Source organism: Mycobacterium sp. pR1184, from assembly GCF_041287235.1.
In the GTDB taxonomy this organism is placed as follows: Bacteria; Actinomycetota; Actinomycetes; order Mycobacteriales; family Mycobacteriaceae; genus Mycobacterium.
In genome coordinates, this window is record NZ_JBGGKR010000003.1 from 442,629 (window position 1) to 459,610 (window position 16,982).

Sequence of the window (16,982 nt, forward strand, 5' to 3'; positions counted from 1 at the left end):
CCGTAACGTTGCACGACGTGGCCGCGCGGAAGCCCCCGTCGACGCGCCTGTCAGCCGACGACTGGCTGCAGGCCGGCTATACCTTGCTCGCCGAGGAGGGGGCGCGCGCCCTCAAGATCGAACGGCTGTGCCAGCAAGTCGGCGCCACCCGCGGTAGCTTCTACTGGCACTTCGAGGACATGGACGGCTACCGCGCCGCACTGGTCGACTCGTGGAATGCGTTCCGCGAGGAGGATCGGCAAATCCTGGCCGAGATCGACACGCTGCCGCCCCGGGAACGCTTGTCCGCCTTGATGATTTCGTTGGTCAGGCCGCAACACTGGATGCTCGAACGCGCGATGCGGGAGTGGGCCCGCACCGATCAAACCGCCGCCGCGAACATTCGCGACGCCGACCGCCGCCTGCTTCGCGCCGTCACGAAGGCCTATGGCGAGTGCGGCTTCAGCCACGAGGACGCCAAGCTGCGCGCGGAGCTGACCTTCGCGGCGGGCATCGGCCTACTGCACCTCACCGCCTCGCCCGGCCAGGCGCAGAAGCTGGCTCGACACGAGCGTTTCCTGGACCTGATGCTGGCCGACGCGAAGTAGTCACACCATCGCGATCGGCGAGATCTTGGCGCCAATCTCCAACGCCCCGGCCAACTCCCGGCTCACGTCGTAGTCGAACACGACATGGCCCGCCGCAATGTCCACGTCGCGCTTGGCGCGCTGCAACGGGTTGGACAAGAAATGAGCGCTCGCGCCGGCGGCCTCCAGCAGATCGGCGATGATCGCCCGGCACTCGTGCACGGTGTACGCCGCGGCCAGCCGGGCGTTCGCCCGCACCGATCGACGCACGCGTTCACCGCTGACTACGAGCTCGTCGATGGTCGCGGCAGTGTCGTCCACCAGCGCCCGCAGCGCGCGCAGCCGCACGGTCGCATCGGCGAGCCTGATCTGCGCGGCGGGCTGATCCTTTTGCGCCGCACCGCTATACGCCAGCACCCGGCCGCTCAGCCGTTCGGCGAACAGCGCGGCCACCCGTTCGGCGGTACCGAGCACGGGCATCGACGCCACCAATGCGAGCGCGGGCACCAGTGGCCACCGGTAGGTAGCCGCCCCGTGCACATGGGCGCCCGGGGCCGTGCCGCCGTAGATGTCGGCCACGCTGGCGATGCGGTGTTCAGGGACGAACACGTCGGTCACGATCAGGTCGTGGGAGCCGGTCGCGCGCATGCCCGCGGTGTGCCACACGTCGTCGACCTGGACCTGGTCGGCGGGCAGCACCACGAGCACCGGAAGGATGCCGTCGTCGCGTTGGATCAGCGCACCGACGATCACCCAGTCGGCGTCCATCGCGCCGGTCGCCCATGACCATTTGCCGGTCAGGCGCACGCCGCCGTCGACCGGAGTGCCACGGCCGGTCGGGGCCAACGGAGCCGGCGCCAGTACCGGACCCGACGCGAACACTTCGTCCTGAAGCCGCGGGTCGAACAACGACAGCATCCAGTTATGCAGCGTGTAGAACCCCAGCGTCCACGCGCTCGACGCGCAGCCGTGCGCCATCAGCCGAATCGGTTCCAGCACTTCGGGAAACGATGCCTGGAGGCCACCGAACCGGGTCGGGAGCATCAGCCGGAACAGTTCTGACTGCCGGAACTCGCTGACCGTCGCCGCGGGCAGCCGGCGCAGCTGCTCGGCCTCCTCGGCACGCGCGGCTAACCGCGCGACGAATTCGTCGGTGATTCCGTGCAACGAGCGGGTGGCAACCGCAGCCATGCGGTCACCGTAACATACTTTTTAGTATGTTCAGCCCGTCAGTTGCCGAAGCCGGTGCTGCTGGGAGCGTGCACGACGACGGTCGGTCCGCCGGGGGTCTCGTCGAGTCGGCTGGCGGCGAAGGACACACCCTTGTCGATGTAGGCGCCACCGTCGGCGTAGGTGTCGTGGGCGGCGAAGTTCATGCCGTCCGAGCACACCGGGTCATCGGTCGCGCAGACCTTGAGGGTCTTGGCCTGGTAGATCGGCCCGATGACCAAGGGCGGCTGACCCAGGAAGTTCATCGCCCGCACGTTGGGCGTGCCGAAGAGCACCACCGCGGCGACGTGGTCGGCGATTTCGGGTGCCAGGGGCTTGGGCACGCTCGCCGGGTCGACACCGTCGGGCACCTGCGCCGAGGTGACAAAGCCCATCACGGCTGCGCCCTGCGAGAATCCACTGAGCACCATCTTGGTCTTCGGGCAACTGCTCGCCATCGACACGACGTGAGCGCCGGCATCCCGGATTCCGTCAAGGCCGGTCTGCCACTCATTGCTGGCAGGGTAGTTCACGGCGTAGACATCGACGGATTTTCCGGCTTCGCGCGCGCGCAGACTATCGACGAAGGCCTGCCCGGTGGGGCCGATGCCTTCCGGCTCGCCCGTGCCGCGAGCGAACACCACTTGGGCGTCGGGACACGGCTCGGCCAGAGCCGACGGAGTAGGGGAGACAAGGAAACTGGTACCAAGACCCACGGCTGCTATCGCGGTGGGTTTGATGAATCGAATGATGTGACCGGCGATCATGCCGAAATAAATGCCCATCGGTGCCCATCCCAAACCTTTGAGTTCCAAGACCAGTTCACCACCGTTGCCAAGGACCACAAAAGCGACACGCAGAAGTTCGGTAGTCGTCTTAAACGGCCTGATATCCCCGGTCAATACCGAAGGACTGCTGGCCGGTCCCGATGTCGTGCCTTTACAAATCAATCGGCTTGATCTTGAGGATACAGGCGGGTTGTTACCATCGCGCGGTGAGCGATCCGCCTGCGCATCGAGGGCGCGCCCGGCTGAAATCTGCTTCTAGACGCGACGTCTTGAAAGCTGCCGGTGCGGCCCCGTTGCTCGGTGTGACAACGCTTGTTGCCCCGCGCGCATCAGCCGGGCTTGCCGGCTCCTCGGTCTTCCTCGACGCGGGCCACAACGCCGTCAATGACGCCTCGATCAACGAGCAAGTGCCGAACGGCCGGGGTGGCACCAAAGCGTGCCAAACGTCGGGCGCCGCGACGAACGGCGGTTATCCCGAGCATGCGTTCAACTGGGCCGTCGTCGGCCTGATCAACGACTCGTTGCGGCAACAAGGCGTGACTACCGCGCTGTCCCGCGACAACGACAACTCCGTCGGGCCGTGCGTCGACCAGCGCGCCGCCCAGGCGAACGCGATGCACCCCAATGCGATCGTGAGCATTCACGCCGACGGCGCTCCGGCGTCCGGCAGCGGCTTTCACGTCAACTACTCGGCCCCGCCGCTCAACGATGTCCAGGCCGGCCCGGCGGTGCAACTGGCCCACACGATGCGAGATGCTTTGGTGCAAGCGGGTTTTCACCCGTCTACCTACGTCGGCTCGGATGGCCTCTACGGGCGCGCCGACCTGGCCGGCCTGAACCTGGCTCAGTACCCGGCGGTGCTCGTCGAACTGGGCAACATGAAGAATCCGGACGAAGCGGCACTGATGGAAAGCGCGGACGGACGGGCGAAGTACGCCGCGGCCGTCACGCAGGGGATCGTGGCGTTTCTGAACGGCCGCTGAAACTCAGCCTGCGACGGCCGCTTTGGGTACTTCGGTCGGCCAATCGGCGAGCGTGTCCAGATAGAGCTGGCGCACCTCGGCAATGCGACCCGGCAACGTCTCCAGCGTCCACTCGTCGACCGGGATCGGCGGCAGCACGGCGACATCGACTGTGCCCGGGGTGATCTTGAGCGAGTTCTTGGCGGCGATGATCTCGGCGTTGCGGATCACGATCGGCACGATCGGAATGCCCGCGGCCATCGCGATCCGGAACGCTCCCTTCTTGAACGGCCCCACCCCGGTCATGGTGTCGCGCGAGGTGCCTTCCGGCGCGATCAGGATGGACAGTCCGTCCTTCGCGCGTTCCTCGACTTCGTGCAGGGTTTCCACCGCGGCGGCGGGGTCGTCGCGATCGAGGAAGACGCCCTCGTTGAACTTGAGTAGCGTGCCGATGATCGGGTCGCTTGCCAGTTCCTTCTTCGCGATCTTGATCCAGTCGTCCCGCAGCAGCGCGGCGGCGATGAAGGGGTCGACTCCGTTGCGGTGGTTGTAGAGGAAGACGGCCGGGCGCTGTGCCGTCAAATTCTCGGTGCCGATCACGCGGTAGCGAATGCCGTTGGTGGCGAGCAACAACTGCGGCCAGGTGGACCGGAAGAAGTTCAGCCCGCGCCGACGGCTGCGGGTCAGCAGGCCAACACCCAGCGCGCCCGCGCCGACCGGCAGCGCCAGGCCGAAGCCGGCGAGCAGGTTTGCTTGTCTGCGAAGACGGACGCCGCGCGGCGTGTCGGGCAAACCCGTCGTCGTCATTGCAGCCTCCCGATACATCGCATTGGACCCACGCGGCACGCCGATTGTAAGGAGCTATTCAGCCGTGCCGCATCCGCAGCGGCGCGGCGAAAAGTCATGGTGAACACCAGGTTCGGTCATGGTGAACACCAAGGGCGGGCGAGCCGTTACACCAGCTGCGCGGCCGTGGCCATCACGATGAGCAGCAGCGTGGCGATTCCAATGATGTACACGGGGCGACGAGGGCTGATGTCGGCCGGCAGCGGTCGGCGCTGCAGGATCGCCTGGCGCCGGAACGCGATCAGATAGGTACACATCGCCGCAAGCAGAGCCACACCCGCCGGGATCAACGGTAGCCATCCCCGTGCACCGTGGATTTCCTTGATGGCCAGCAGGACGCCGTTGGCCAGGAACGCGAACGATGTCCGCGACCAGGCGAGCGTCGTACGTTCGGCCTGTAGCCCGCGGACCGGATTGCCGTGCGCCGCGGTCAACCCGCGACGACCTTCAGCACGACCAACCCGAGTGCGACGACTCCGACCAGGCTGAGCCCGACCGCGAGGTAGGCCGGCGAGGGATGACGGGGCAGGGGGTCGCCGCGGCGCATCGCATGGTCGGCCTGCTGCCAGCGCAGCAACCCCATCCCGCTGGTGAGGATCGCCAGCACCACAAGGCCAAGGCCGAGCAGCCGGCGGGCACCCGGCACCGTCATCTCCGGAACGAGCTGCACCAGGGCGACCGCCGCCGCGAGCAGCCCCAGCGCGGTGCGCTGCCAGGCCAGGAAGGTGCGTTCGTTGGCCATGGTGAACCGGTAGTCGGGCTCTTGCGTGCTGTCGGCGTGGCGCTCGGTGATGGCCTTCTCGGACACGGCGACCTCGCAGGAAGTGTGGGAACAAGCATTTCTTTACCCGTGATTTTAACTAACCGCGTGGCCGGCCAGCGCGCCTTGCGCTGCGCCGTTGCATGATGAAGGTTGTGGTTAAGGCGTTGTTGTTCGACGTGCAGGGCACCGCGACAGATTTCCATTCGACCGTCTGCGACGAGGCGCAACGGATCAGCGCGGGACGCTACCCGCAGCTCGATTGGCCCGACCTGGTCCGGCGTTGGCGGGCAGGCTACTTCGCCGCACTCGAGGCCGCGCGCAGCCAACAGAGTGGCTGGGTTTCGGTGCACTCGGTCTACCGCACCGCGCTGGACACCCTGCTCGACGAGTGCGGCATCGACGGCTTCACCGATGCCGAGCGTGAGGATCTCACCCTGGCCTGGCAGCGACTCGAGCCCTGGCCGGACGTCGCACCCGGGCTCTCCTGGCTGAAGAGCGACTTCACGTTGGCGACGCTGTCGAACGCCGACGTGTCCGCCGTCATCAATATCTCCAAGCGTGCGCGGTTGCCCTGGGATGCGATTTTCGCCGCCGAGATGGCCGGTGTTTTCAAGCCGGACCCGGCGATCTATCGGATGGCCGCGACCTACCTGGGCCTGGAACCGGCCGAGATCATGATGGTGGCCAGCCACAAATACGACCTCCGCGCGGCAGCCGAACTCGGCTTTCGCACGGCGTTCATCGCGCGTCCTTTGGAGTTCGGCGCCGACGGCGATCCCGACGTGGCGTATTCGGACGAGTTCGACATCAATGCCTCGGACTTCCTCGACCTCGCCGATCAGCTGGGCGTCTGGTGGCCGTCCTGAAGGGTGAACGCCGGCGGCACGGTATTGGTCAGCGCCGGGTCCGGTTTGTCCGAAGACATCGACAGCAGGCCGCGCACCACGCGTGCTGCGAGTAGCCAGTTCGCCGGTTTCTTCATGTCCAGCCCGCCGAGGAGCTGTTTGACCATCGTCAGCTGATCGAAGTAAATGCGTTCGCAGACAAGCGTTTCGGTGTCGTCGAAGACGAAGTAGGCGTTCATGCGGACCCGGAAGCGGCTGCCGGTGGGCGGAACCTTGCCGAGGAAACCGCGATGCGTGCCCATCAACCAGAACTCGACGATCACCGCGTCGGCACTGTGTCGCAGCGCGATGATCTCGTGGTCCTGATCGGGGAACGCGGTGCGCGTGTAGTGGTAGTAGCCACGCACCGCCTCGTTTCCGTCGTGGACGACCAGCTGCGGGATCAGCTCGTAGTGGGGGTGCGGGAAGGTCGCCAGCACGTCATCCCAGTCCTGGCGGACCTCGTCGTGAAAATGGTCGAGCACGAGTTTCTGGCGCGCGGCCAGCACTTCGGGGGCGGGAAACGCGGGGGCTGTCATCCGGTCAGCGTAATCCGGGCGGTGCTGCTGATATGGCGTGCGCTGTGGCTTCCGGCGGGGCTGCGGAGGCCCTAGCCCGGGGTGGTCCAGGACACCGGCAGAGTTTTGATCCCGTGAATGAATTGGGACAGCAGCCGCGCCGGCTTGCCGGTGACGGTGATGTCGGGGATTTCGCGGCGCAGTTCGTCGAAGACGACCCGGATCTCGCGACGAGCCAGGTTGGCGCCCAAGCAGAAATGCGCGCCGCCGCCGCCGAAGCCCAGATGCGGATTGGGGTTGCGCCCGACATCGAAAGCCCACGGATTGTCGAATCGCGACTCGTCGCGATTGGCCGAGTTGTAGTACAGCGCAACCTTGTCGCCTCCGGCCATCTTGACGCCGCTCAACTCGAAATCGCGGGTCAGGGTGCGGCGCATGTAGATCACCGGGGAGGCCCACCGCACGATCTCCTCGACCGCGGTGGGCGTCAGCGCCTCGAAATCGGACCACCACTTCTCCCGTTGCTCGGGGAAGCGCGACAACGCCAGCACGCCGTGGCTGATCGCGTTGCGGGTGGTTTCGTTGCCCGCCACCACCAGCAGGATGAAAAACGACGCGATCTCCTGGGAGGTCAGCCGATCGCCGTCGACCTCGGCCTCCACCAGAGCCGTCGTGAGGTCGTCGTGATGGTTGGACCGGCGGTCGTCGGCCATCGCGGTCGCATAGGCGCCGATGTCCATCGACACCTGCATGAACTCTTCGAAGTCCAATGTCAGATCGGGGTCGCCGAAGCCGAGAATCACGTTGGTCCAGTGGAAGATTCGCTGGTGGTCCTCTTCCGGGATGCCCATCATGTCGCAGATGACCTGCAGCGGCAGTGGCCCCGCCAGCTCGGTGACGAGGTCGGCCTGGCCGTCGGGATGGTTGACGGTCAGCGCGGTGACCAGACGGTGGGCCCGCTCCTTCACCGAAGCCTCAATGCGGGCAACGACTTTCGGCGTGAACGCCCGGCTGACGATCGAGCGCAGCCGCTGGTGTCGCGGGTCGTCCATCACGATCATCGAGCCGAAATACTCGGCCAATTCCGGTGTTTGGTCGTTGATCGTGATGCCGCTGGCGGAGCTGAAGATGTCGGGATGACGGCTGGCGAAGTGGACGTCGTCGAGCTTGGTCAGCGCCCAATACCCATTGCCGGTCTCGAACCCCTCGTACTGAATCGGCGACCAAAACGAAATCGGGGCTTCCCGGCGCAAGGTGGCGAAAGCCGCGTCGCGCAGATCGTCGTTGCGCACCCAGAAATCGAGCGACTCGAGCTGGACATCGGCAAGCGGGAGGTCGGGCGGGGGTGTCCCATTCGGTCGCGACGCAATACCGGTCTCGAGGCTCACGTAACCTTCCCTTCGCCTAGACCCGGATCAGTGCGTGCAGACGGTTCGCGCGGGAACGCCGGTCGTCGCCGTCGCGGCGCTGACCACGTTGCCGTCCATCAAAATCTTGCAGGAGATGGGACCCGGCCCCTGCGCGCTGATCGCGAACACCTGCCCGCCGAACGCGGTGAACTCCGTCGACCAGGGCAGCGGCGCGTTCACCTGATGCAGCTGCCCGGTGTCGGTTTGGTAGTAGATGAACTGGGCGACCGCCGGGCCATTGACCTCGTAACGGACCTGGGGCATCTGCGGAATGGCGTGCGCGACGCCGCAGGCATTTGCGAACCCGAAACCGATAGCCAGCAGCAGCGACGGTGCGGCGAGGTGCGTTCTCATGAATTGCATCGTGTCACCACCGGCGACGGTAGGGAAGCGGTTGGCCTCAGACGCCGTCAGGAAACCGGCGCGATGCGGCGAACGGCCAGGGCACCCAGCAGAACCACAGCGCATGCCGCCCCGACCACACCCGAGATCAGCAACGGCAGCCGACCGTCGGCGCCCCACACGAAGCCGGCCCACAGTCCCGCGGCCAGCACCGCGCACCCGCTGAGCCCCTGAAAGACGCCCTGGGCGCTCGATTGCTGGTCTTCCCCGACGAGCGTCGATATCCAGGCCTTTGCGACGCCGTCATAACAGGCGGTGAACAGTCCGTACGCGACGATCAGGGCCGACGCGATCGCCGCGTCCGCGGTGATGCCCAGACCGATATACCCGATCGCGAAGAACACCAGACCGGCACCGTAGACCACCGGACGACCGAAACGGTCTGCCAGCCACCCGGCCGGGAAGCTGGCCACCGCGTAGACCAGGTTGTAGCCGACGTAAGCCAAGATGACATCGGCCACCGAGAAGCCGATCTCCTTGAGCCGCAACAGAAGTAGCGCGTCAGGGAAGTTCACCAGGCTGAACACCACCAGAAAGGAGACCACCGCCCAGTACCGGCGGGGCAGCCGGCGGGTCTCGGCGAACACCCGAATACCGCTGGTTCGCCGCACGTCTCGCGGCCGTTCCCGGACCCACGCGATGACCAGCACGCTGAGCACAGCGGGGATCACCGCGAGATAGAGGACCGGACCGATCTGGTGACCGAACAGCTCGTACCCGGCCAGCCCGAGCAACGGCCCGATGACCGCGCCGAGCGTGTCCCATGCGCGGTGAAACCCGAACACCCGGCCGCGCTGGGCCGGGTCGATTCCGTCGATCAGCAGTGCATCGCGCGGCGCACCGCGCAGCCCCTTGCCCAATCGGTCGACAACCCGTCCGAGCAACACGCCGGGCCACGCGCTGGCGATGGCGACGAAGACCTTGCCCAGCGCCGCCATCCCGTACCCGGTCGCAATCAGCGGCCGGCGGGAAAAGCGGTCGCCCAATGGGCCTGACACCACCTTGGTGATCGACGCGGCGCCCTCCGCGGCGCCTTCCACCGCCCCGACCACCGACGGCGGCGCACCCAAAACGGTCGTCAAGTAGATCGGCAGCAGCGGGTAAAGCAGCTCGCTCGCGGCGTCTTGCAGCAGCGACACCAGCGACAGCACCCACACATTCCGGGTGAGCCAGATTGGGCCGTTACGAATCGCCGCGTCGGTGCGACTCATCGCGGCATCCCTGTTCGCACAGTCAGATGTTAGGTGCCACACCTGCCGCCCACTTAATGTGAAGCGGGGGGCTGGTGACCGGAAGGTTGGGTATGTCGATAAGCAGCTCAAAGCGCGTGGTGGTGTTCGGTACCGGCTTCGTGGGCAGGATGGTGATCCCCGAGATCGTCAAGCACCCGCTGTTTGAGTTGGTGGGCGTCGGCGTCAGCAATCCGGACAAGGTCGGCCGCGACGTCGGTGACATCTGCGGCATGTCCGAGCAGGTCGGCATTACCGCCACCGACGACATGGACGCGCTGATCGCATTGAAGCCCGACGCGCTGGTGCACTACGGCCCGACCGCGATGCACGCCAAAGAGAACATCAAGCTGATCACCAGCTTCCTGCGCGCCGGCATCGACGTGTGTTCGACGGCCATGACGCCATGGGTGTGGCCGACGATGCACCTGAACCCGCCGAACTGGATCCAGCCCATCACCGAAGCCTGTGAGCTGGGGGAGTCGTCCTGCTTCACCACCGGCATCGACCCCGGATTCGCCAACGACCTGTTCCCGATGACGCTGATGGGCCTGACATCGGAGATCCGCAAGGTGCGGGCGTCCGAGCTGCTCGACTACACCAACTACGAGGGCGACTACGAATTCGAGATGGGCATCGGCCGCGAGCCCGAATTCAAACCGATGCTCGAAGACCGCGACATGCTGATCTTCGCCTGGGGCGCGACCGTCCCGATGATCGCGCACGCTGCCGGGATCATGCTCGACGAGATCACCACCACCTGGGACAAGTGGGTGACACCGACCGAACGCAACTCCGCGCGAGGCGTGATCAAGCCCGGGCACGTCGCCGCCGTCCGGTTCACCATCAACGGCGTCTACCAGGGCCAGACCCGCATCCAGCTCGAGCACGTCAACCGGATCGGGCTCGACGCCGCGCCCGACTGGCCGACCGGTCATGACAACGACGTCTACCGCGTGGACATCGAAGGAACCCCGAGCATCTTCCAGGAGACCGCGTTCCGGTTCACCGACGGCTCCGGCCGGGACGCCGCCGCGGCCGGGTGTCTGGCGACCGGGCTGCGGGCACTGAATGCGGTGCCAGCGGTCAACGATCTGCGGCCCGGCTGGGTCACGCCGCTGGATCTCCCGCTTATCGCGGGAACCGGCAACATACGGTGACCAGGGCTTTAGACTGAGGCCGCGACGTTATACAGCTCACGCATAGCCAACGCAGAGATTGGCTATAGGTATAACCGACAAAATCGGGGTAGGCGGATGCGGGGGCATACCGCTGGATAACGGGGATTGGGACCATGTCAGACGGAGCTACGCCCGCGCTGGGGCTCTCGATTGGCGCCACCAACTTCGCCGCGGTCACCGCCGACCAGGCCATCACTCGCAAGCCTGTCATGACGCTGTTCCGCGAGCGCCTGCCCGAGATCGGGGTGCCGGCGGAGAATCCGCGCCTGGACCAGCCGGGCCTGGTGATCACCGACTTCGTCGATCGCGTCGGCGACCCGATCGGCATCGTGGCGGCCGACGGCTCCGTGCACCGCAGCGAGGTCCTGGCCGCCGACGGACTGCGTGCCCTGGCCTACACCGCCACCAACGGTGCGGAGCTTCCGGAAAACGTCGCGGTGACGCATCCCGCGCACTGGGGATCCAACGCCGTCGACGCGCTGGGCTCCGCGTTGAGTCGGGTGCCCGAATGGGCGAAGGGCGACCGGCCGGTGACGTTGATCCCCGATGCCGCCGCGACGCTGTTCGCGGCGCGGGCCAACCCCGGCATCCCGGCGCGCGGGACCGTGGCGGTATGCGACTTCGGCGGCAGCGGCAGCAGCATCACGCTGATGGACGCCGCCGGTGACTATCAGCCGATTGCCCCGACCGTGCGGCACCTGGACTTCTCCGGTGACCTGATCGATCAGGCGCTGTTGACGACCGTGCTGGCGAACCTGCCCAGCGCCGATTCCTTCGATCCGTCCGGCACCTCGGCGATCGGGCCGCTGAGCCGGCTGCGCACCGGATGCCGCATTGCCAAGGAACAACTGTCGTCGACCACGGTCGCGACCCTGGCCGAGGGGCTGCCGGGCATCCCCGGCGAAATCCGGCTCACCCGTAACGAACTCGACGACGCGATCCGTACCTCCCTGACCAATTTCGTTGCGGTGCTGGATGAGACGCTGGCGCGCAACGGGATTCGTGATCTGGTCGCGGTGGTGTCGGTCGGCGGCGGCGCCAACATTCCGGCGGTCACCACGATGCTCTCCGGTCACCTGAGGGTTCCGGTGGTCACGACGCCGCGACCGCACCTGGCCCCGGCCATCGGTGGGGCGCTGCGTGCGACGCGTGGGCCGGCGGAGACCAGCGCGACACTGCTGACCCCGTCCGTATCCCGCGCGACCGCGGCAGCCGTGGCGGCCGCGCCGGCAGCACCGGTCGCGGTCGAGGAGCGACCGTCCGTGCTCACCGATGCCCCGGAGCCGGTCTCGAGGCTGATGCCCGCGCTGGCATGGTCGGAGGCCGAGGACGAGTCGCGCATGATGCCCGCCGCCCCCGCTGCGGCCGGGCAGATCCCGAATCATGTTGGCGGATCAGGGTATACGTCGGCGCGACCGGCGTTGAACTTCGAACAACCCGCGCAGCCACGCCGGGAGAAGAAGACCCCCGTCGTTCCGTGGTCGCGGATGCCGGGCATGGTCGTCATCGGTACGGCAGTGGCGGTGCTGCTGGTCGGCATCGCATTGGCGATCGGCCTGTCCGACGACAAACCCGCCACCACGCCGAACCCGGGTGTGAAGACGGCTCCGGCGACCGCGCCGTCTGCCAAGGGCGCCGCACCACAACCCGCGCCGCCGAGTCAGGCGCCGATGACGGGTCAGGCCGCGCCCCAGCCGGCCGCGCCGCCGCCGACGGCCGACGCTCCCGCTCCCGCGGATACGCCGGCTCCTGCGGCAGTGGACACACCACCGCCCGCGGCGGTCGATACTCCGGTCCCGGCGGCACCGCCACCACCTCCCGTCGAGGCGCCGCCGCCACCACCCGTACCCCCGATACCGCCGCCCGCACCCCGGGTTCCGCCGATCCCGGCGATTCCGCCCATCCCGCGAATTCCGGGACTGGGCTTGCCAATTCCCGGATTTGGCGGGCCGTAACTATTTAGGCTCCGGTCGCAGGCCGCTTTTCGCCCTTGTTTTCCTCGGCGGCGATTTTCTTGAGCTCTTCGTTCAACGCCTTGTCTTTTTCGAATTGTTCTTGCCGGGCCTTGTCGTCCGAGCCGTCGCCGTCCGAATCCTTGTTGGCCGGGCCGTCGGTGGTCTTCGGATTACCGTCCTCGTCCAGCCAATCGTTGACCGCGGTGCCCGAGACCGCCCCACCGGATCCCGGCAGTACCAACGTCGGCCGGTCCTCGTAGGCCACCATCATCTCGGCGGCCGCCTTCTTGTCGTCCTCGTCCGGCTCCGGCTTCTCCTGCGGGTGCTGGTCACCCTTGACCCCTTCGGGTCGATCGCTCTCGTCGGACTTTCCCGACACCTGCTGGTCGTCCTCTTCACCAGCTGTTCTTTCGTCCTGCACGCTCATCTGAATGCCCCCTTGTCGAGTCGCAGTCCGGTTCGGTTACCCGTAGCCGCGCTGTGTCGAAACTCTCGTTACCGCACTCTTTTATGTGTGACCAGCGGTCATGGGACGGCCCGAGGGGATATGCGCCGAGGCGCATTTGACAGAGGTGCGTGTAGCCCGCTGCGAAAAGCTATGTGGCAGTTGCTAGTTGGTCGCCGGGTAGCTGACTTTCGTGAGTTCCTCGGAAATCTCCCACAGTCGACGGCAATCGTCCTCGTTGCGGGCGCGGGCCGGCGTCTTGGCTACTTTCACGCCGCCGCCGGCCAGCTCCATGAAGCCGCGGGGTCCGTAGAACTCGCCGCCCTCGGCCTGCGGCGTGGCCGCCGCGTACAGGGCGGGCAGGATCCCGTCGTCGATCTCCTGCCACAGGAACGGCGTAAAGCGCCATGACGCCTTGTACAAGCGCTCCATCAGCGCCGGCTTTTCGCGACCGTAGGAGGGGCCGCTGATTTGCAGGTTGGTCTTGGTCAGACCGGGGTGCGCGGCGTTGGAGACGATGCCCCAGCCGCCGGCGCGACTGCGCTTGTCCAGCTCGCGGGCGAACATCAGCACCGCGATCTTCGACTGACCGTAGGCCGACATCGGCGCATAGGACTTTTCGAACTGCAGGTCGTCGAAGTGGATCTTGCCGCTTTGGCTGGCGGCGAGGCTGCTCAGCGAGACGACGCGGGCCCGCTGCGCGGCGCGCAACAGCGGCAGCACATGCCCGGTCAGCGCGAAGTGCCCGAGATGGTTACTGCCGAACTGCAATTCGAAGCCGTCGGCGGTGGTGTCGCGTTCCGGGGGCGTCATCACCCCGGCGTTGTTGATCAGAATGTCGATCGGGCGGCCCTCGGCGTTGAGTTGCTCGCCCAACGCGGCGACCGACGCCAGCGACGACAGGTCGAGGGATTTGATGGTCAGCTTCGCGTCGGGCACGCTGCGGCGGATCTCGTCGATCGCGGCCTCACCCTTGGCGCGGTTGCGGATGGCCATGATCACGTCGGCGCCGGCCGCCGACAGCCGTCTGGCCAACCCGAAGCCCAGACCGCTGTTGGCTCCGGTGATGACGACCAGCTTCCCGGTGAGGTCCGGTACGGTGGCGACGAGATCGTTCGACATGGGTATCAGTGTGCTCTTTCGCTGGCCCCCGGTCACTAGCGGTGACACACTCCGGGGATGTGGAGCAGACTGCCCGCCAAGATTTCATTTGTCTCGGCCGTCGTCGTCACGATCATGTCATTGGCCGGCATCATCGTCGCCATCGTGCTCAACGTGTTTTTCCTGGACGATTACAACGCGTACGGCGAGGTCCCGGTCCCCGGTTCGGGCAGCCTGCATCTGCCAAAAGGTGAAGTCACCGTCAGCCTGCACACCATCGTGATCGGCAGCCCCGACAGCGGGTTGCCGGTGCCGCCGCTGGGCATCACGATTTCGCCGCCCGACGGCGTCGCGCAGCCGACGATGACGGAAAACATCGGCAGCACAACCTCAGTCAACAATGACGCGCACGTGCGGGTGTGGGTGGCGCAGATTCCGGCCGACGGCACCTACAACATCACGACGGACGGCCAGGTCAACGGATTCATCGCACCGCGACTCGCGTTCGGTCACTCGAGCTCCTACGGATTTCTGATCTGGCTGTTCGTCGGCATGTTCGCGGTGGGCCTGACCGCTTCGATCGTGGCGGGGCGGTGGCTGCGCGGCACCCGACGCAAGGCAGCGACGGCCGTCGTGGACGGGGTCCGGCCGACACCCCAGCCGTCGCCCACCACGGCATACGAACCCACCGACGACGGCGTTCGGCTCGAGCGACTCAAAACGCTTGCGGCGCTGCGGGATTCCGGGGCGTTGACCGAAGAGGAGTTCCAGGCCGAGAAGCGGCGGATCCTCGAAGGGCACTGAGGTGTGCGGCCTTTTGCCCGCCTCTGAGCGACAAACTGGGGGGAGGTGGGAATGCGCCAGGCGCGGGCCGAGTACCAAGACAAACGTTGTCGCTCAGAGGCGGGCACAACGTGCCTCGCCGACTCCCGGGTATGGGTGTGGGTGTGACTGGGTCAGTGACCCCGGGCCACCCACTCCTCGTAGTGCACGATCTCGTCGCCGATGATGGTGCTGTCGCCGTGGCCGGTGTGCACGACGGTCTCACCCGGCAACGTCCCCAAGCGCTCGGAGATCGACTTCAGGATGGTCGGGAAGTCGGAGTAGGAACGACCCGTCGCGCCGGGGCCACCGGAGAACAAGGTGTCGCCGCTGAACACCACACCGAGGTCGTGCACGTACCAGCAGACCGAGCCGGGCGAGTGGCCCGGCGTGTGTATCGCGGTCAGCTCGGTGCCGTCGATTTTCAACTTCTCCCCGTCGGACACGGCGCGAAAGTCGCTGTCCGGGTGGGTCATTCGCCACAGCACCTCGTCGGCGGGATGCAGCAGCACCGGCGCGTCCAAGGTCTTGCCGAGTTCGGGCGCCACCGTGACGTGGTCGTTGTGGCCGTGGGTGCACACGACCGCCACCACGTGACGCCCGCCGACGGCTTCGACGATGGGCGCCGCGTCGTGGGCCGCGTCGAACACCACCACATTGGAGTTGTCGCCGATGACCCAGATGTTGTTGTCGACTTCCCAACTGCCACCGTCGAGTTCGAACGTGCCGTGGGTCACCACACGGTCGATTTGAACCATCAGAGCATCACCACCGAACGCAATACCTTGCCGTCGTGCATCTTCTCGAACGCTTCCTCGATGCCGTCTAGCCCAATTCGTTCGGAGACAAACTTCTCGAGCGGGAGCCGGCCCTGCAGATAGAGGTCGATCAGGGTGGGGAAGTCTCGTTCGGGCAGGCAGTCGCCGTACCACGACGACTTCAACGATCCGCCGCGGGAGAAGAAGTCGACCAGCGGCATCTCCAGTTTCATGTCCGGCGTCGGCACGCCGACCAACACCACGGTTCCGGCGAGATCGCGGGCGTAGAAGGCCTGCTTCCAAGTCTCGGGCCGGCCGACCGCGTCGATGATGACGTCGACGCCGAAGCCGTCGGTGAGGTCCGCGATGGTGTCGACGACATCGAATTCGCGGGCATTGACGGTGTGGGTGGCGCCGAACTTGCGGGCCCAGTCCAGCTTCGTGTTATCGGTGTCGACCGCGATGATCTTCTTCGCGCCGACCAGCGCCGCGCCGGCCACCGCCGCGTCGCCCACACCGCCGCAGCCGATCACCGCCACGGTGTCGTCGCGGTTGACGGCGCCGGTGTTGATCGCGGCGCCGATTCCGGCCATCACGCCGCAGCCCAGCAGCCCGGCGACGGCGGGATCGGCCTCGGGATTGACCTTGGTGCACTGGCCGGCGGCCACCAGCGTCTTGTCGGCGAACGCGCCGATGCCCAGCGCGGGCGTCAGCTCGGTGCCGTCGGTCAGCGTCATCTTCTGGGTGGCGTTGAACGTGTCGAAACACAGGTGCGGCTTGCCGCGCTTGCAGGCGCGGCACTGGCCGCAGACCGCGCGCCAGTTCAGGATCACGAAGTCGCCCGGCGCCACCGACGTCACCCCCGGCCCTACGGCTTCGACCGTGCCCGCTGCCTCGTGGCCGAGCAGGAACGGGTACTCGTCGTTGATGCCACCCTCTCGGTACGTCAGGTCGGTATGGCAGACCCCGCAGGCGATCACGTCGACCAGGGCCTCGCCCGGGCCGGGGTCCGGGACGACGATGTCCACCAATTCGACGGGCTGGCCCTTCTTGCGTGAAATCACTCCGCGCACTGTCTGACTCATGGGCTACAACCTACTGTGGGGGCCATACACTCGGCAGCCCGGTGTCCACCCATCAGCCA

The 16,982-nt window shown here is 66.6% G+C and carries 18 protein-coding genes and 1 pseudogene; 6 read left to right on the forward strand and 13 right to left on the reverse strand.

The window, feature by feature from the left end:
* Nucleotides 1-17: 17 nt before the first annotated feature.
* Nucleotides 18-587: a TetR/AcrR family transcriptional regulator gene (locus ACAG21_RS07840; protein WP_370495383.1), complete on the forward strand. Its 570-nt coding sequence runs from the start codon at nucleotides 18-20 to the stop codon at nucleotides 585-587.
* Here the strand turns inward: ACAG21_RS07840 and ACAG21_RS07845 are convergent, their stop codons facing one another.
* Both ACAG21_RS07845 and ACAG21_RS07850 read right to left on the reverse strand, forming a co-directional pair.
* Nucleotides 588-1,757, reverse strand: coding sequence for an acyl-CoA dehydrogenase (locus ACAG21_RS07845; protein WP_370495384.1), 1,170 nt, complete (start codon nucleotides 1,755-1,757; stop codon nucleotides 588-590).
* A gap of 38 nt (nucleotides 1,758-1,795) precedes the next feature.
* Complete coding sequence (locus ACAG21_RS07850; RefSeq protein ID WP_370495386.1) at nucleotides 1,796-2,560, reverse strand: cutinase family protein; 765 nt, start codon at nucleotides 2,558-2,560, stop codon at nucleotides 1,796-1,798.
* 209 nt (nucleotides 2,561-2,769) lie between these two features.
* On the opposite strand from ACAG21_RS07850, the gene ACAG21_RS07855 reads away from it, so the two are divergent.
* Entirely contained in the window at nucleotides 2,770-3,546 is a 777-nt protein-coding gene (locus tag ACAG21_RS07855) for an Rv3717 family N-acetylmuramoyl-L-alanine amidase (protein ID WP_370495387.1), read from the forward strand.
* Between the two features lie 30 nt (nucleotides 3,547-3,576).
* On the opposite strand, the pseudogene ACAG21_RS07860 reads toward ACAG21_RS07855, so the two are convergent.
* The 3 genes and pseudogenes from ACAG21_RS07860 to ACAG21_RS07870 form a co-directional block, all read right to left on the reverse strand.
* Nucleotides 3,577-4,299: pseudogene (locus tag ACAG21_RS07860) on the reverse strand (lysophospholipid acyltransferase family protein); the annotation flags it as partial.
* A gap of 179 nt (nucleotides 4,300-4,478) precedes the next feature.
* Nucleotides 4,479-4,805 (reverse strand): DUF202 domain-containing protein, encoded by a 327-nt coding sequence (locus ACAG21_RS07865; protein ID WP_370495388.1) that lies wholly within the window; start codon nucleotides 4,803-4,805, stop codon nucleotides 4,479-4,481.
* Nucleotides 4,802-5,113: a DUF202 domain-containing protein gene (locus tag ACAG21_RS07870; RefSeq protein ID WP_370495498.1), complete on the reverse strand. Its 312-nt coding sequence runs from the start codon at nucleotides 5,111-5,113 to the stop codon at nucleotides 4,802-4,804. Before ACAG21_RS07870 ends, ACAG21_RS07865 begins: the two co-directional genes overlap by 4 nt.
* A 161-nt stretch (nucleotides 5,114-5,274) precedes the next feature.
* Between ACAG21_RS07870 and ACAG21_RS07875 the strand changes: the two genes are divergently transcribed.
* A complete protein-coding gene (locus ACAG21_RS07875; RefSeq protein ID WP_370495389.1) occupies nucleotides 5,275-6,000 on the forward strand; it encodes a haloacid dehalogenase type II in 726 nt (241 codons plus the stop codon).
* Here the strand turns inward: ACAG21_RS07875 and ACAG21_RS07880 are convergent.
* The 4 genes from ACAG21_RS07880 to ACAG21_RS07895 form a co-directional block, all read right to left on the reverse strand.
* Entirely contained in the window at nucleotides 5,973-6,557 is a 585-nt protein-coding gene (locus tag ACAG21_RS07880; RefSeq protein WP_370495390.1) for an ester cyclase, read from the reverse strand. The two genes, ACAG21_RS07875 and ACAG21_RS07880, sit on opposite strands and share 28 nt — an antisense overlap.
* 71 nt (nucleotides 6,558-6,628) lie before the next feature.
* Entirely contained in the window at nucleotides 6,629-7,924 is a 1,296-nt protein-coding gene (locus tag ACAG21_RS07885) for a cytochrome P450 (protein WP_370495391.1), read from the reverse strand.
* 27 nt (nucleotides 7,925-7,951) lie between these two features.
* The gene (locus tag ACAG21_RS07890) at nucleotides 7,952-8,299 is read right to left on the reverse strand and encodes an MmpS family transport accessory protein (RefSeq protein WP_370495392.1); all 348 of its coding nucleotides are present in this window, start codon (nucleotides 8,297-8,299) and stop codon (nucleotides 7,952-7,954) included.
* A 56-nt stretch (nucleotides 8,300-8,355) separates the two neighbouring features.
* A complete protein-coding gene (locus tag ACAG21_RS07895; protein WP_370495393.1) occupies nucleotides 8,356-9,558 on the reverse strand; it encodes an MFS transporter in 1,203 nt (400 codons plus the stop codon).
* Nucleotides 9,559-9,650: 92 nt separating this feature from the next.
* Between ACAG21_RS07895 and ACAG21_RS07900 the strand changes: the two genes are divergently transcribed.
* Nucleotides 9,651-10,736 carry a dihydrodipicolinate reductase gene (locus ACAG21_RS07900; RefSeq protein WP_370495394.1) on the forward strand — a complete coding sequence of 362 codons (1,086 nt, stop codon included), beginning with the start codon at nucleotides 9,651-9,653 and terminating at the stop codon, nucleotides 10,734-10,736.
* A gap of 134 nt (nucleotides 10,737-10,870) precedes the next feature.
* On the forward strand, nucleotides 10,871-12,712 hold the full coding sequence (locus tag ACAG21_RS07905) for an Hsp70 family protein (protein ID WP_370495395.1): 1,842 nt from the start codon (nucleotides 10,871-10,873) through the stop codon (nucleotides 12,710-12,712).
* Between the two features lie 4 nt (nucleotides 12,713-12,716).
* Here ACAG21_RS07905 and ACAG21_RS07910 read toward each other — a convergent pair whose 3' ends face one another.
* Together ACAG21_RS07910 and ACAG21_RS07915 are read right to left on the reverse strand one after the other, a co-directional pair.
* Nucleotides 12,717-13,139, reverse strand: a complete 423-nt coding sequence (locus tag ACAG21_RS07910; protein WP_370495396.1) for a hypothetical protein — start codon at nucleotides 13,137-13,139, stop codon at nucleotides 12,717-12,719.
* Between the two features lie 183 nt (nucleotides 13,140-13,322).
* Entirely contained in the window at nucleotides 13,323-14,279 is a 957-nt protein-coding gene (locus ACAG21_RS07915; protein WP_370495397.1) for an SDR family oxidoreductase, read from the reverse strand.
* A 57-nt stretch (nucleotides 14,280-14,336) separates the two neighbouring features.
* Between ACAG21_RS07915 and ACAG21_RS07920 the strand changes: the two genes are divergently transcribed.
* Nucleotides 14,337-15,062, forward strand: a complete 726-nt coding sequence (locus tag ACAG21_RS07920) for an SHOCT domain-containing protein (RefSeq protein ID WP_370495398.1) — start codon at nucleotides 14,337-14,339, stop codon at nucleotides 15,060-15,062.
* A 152-nt stretch (nucleotides 15,063-15,214) separates the two neighbouring features.
* On the opposite strand, the gene ACAG21_RS07925 is transcribed toward ACAG21_RS07920, so the two are convergent.
* Entirely contained in the window at nucleotides 15,215-15,838 is a 624-nt protein-coding gene (locus tag ACAG21_RS07925) for an MBL fold metallo-hydrolase (RefSeq protein WP_342930128.1), read from the reverse strand.
* The gene (locus ACAG21_RS07930; RefSeq protein ID WP_370495399.1) at nucleotides 15,838-16,923 is read right to left on the reverse strand and encodes an S-(hydroxymethyl)mycothiol dehydrogenase; all 1,086 of its coding nucleotides are present in this window, start codon (nucleotides 16,921-16,923) and stop codon (nucleotides 15,838-15,840) included. The genes ACAG21_RS07925 and ACAG21_RS07930 overlap by 1 nt, the downstream gene beginning before the upstream one ends.
* Nucleotides 16,924-16,982 lie beyond the last annotated feature (59 nt).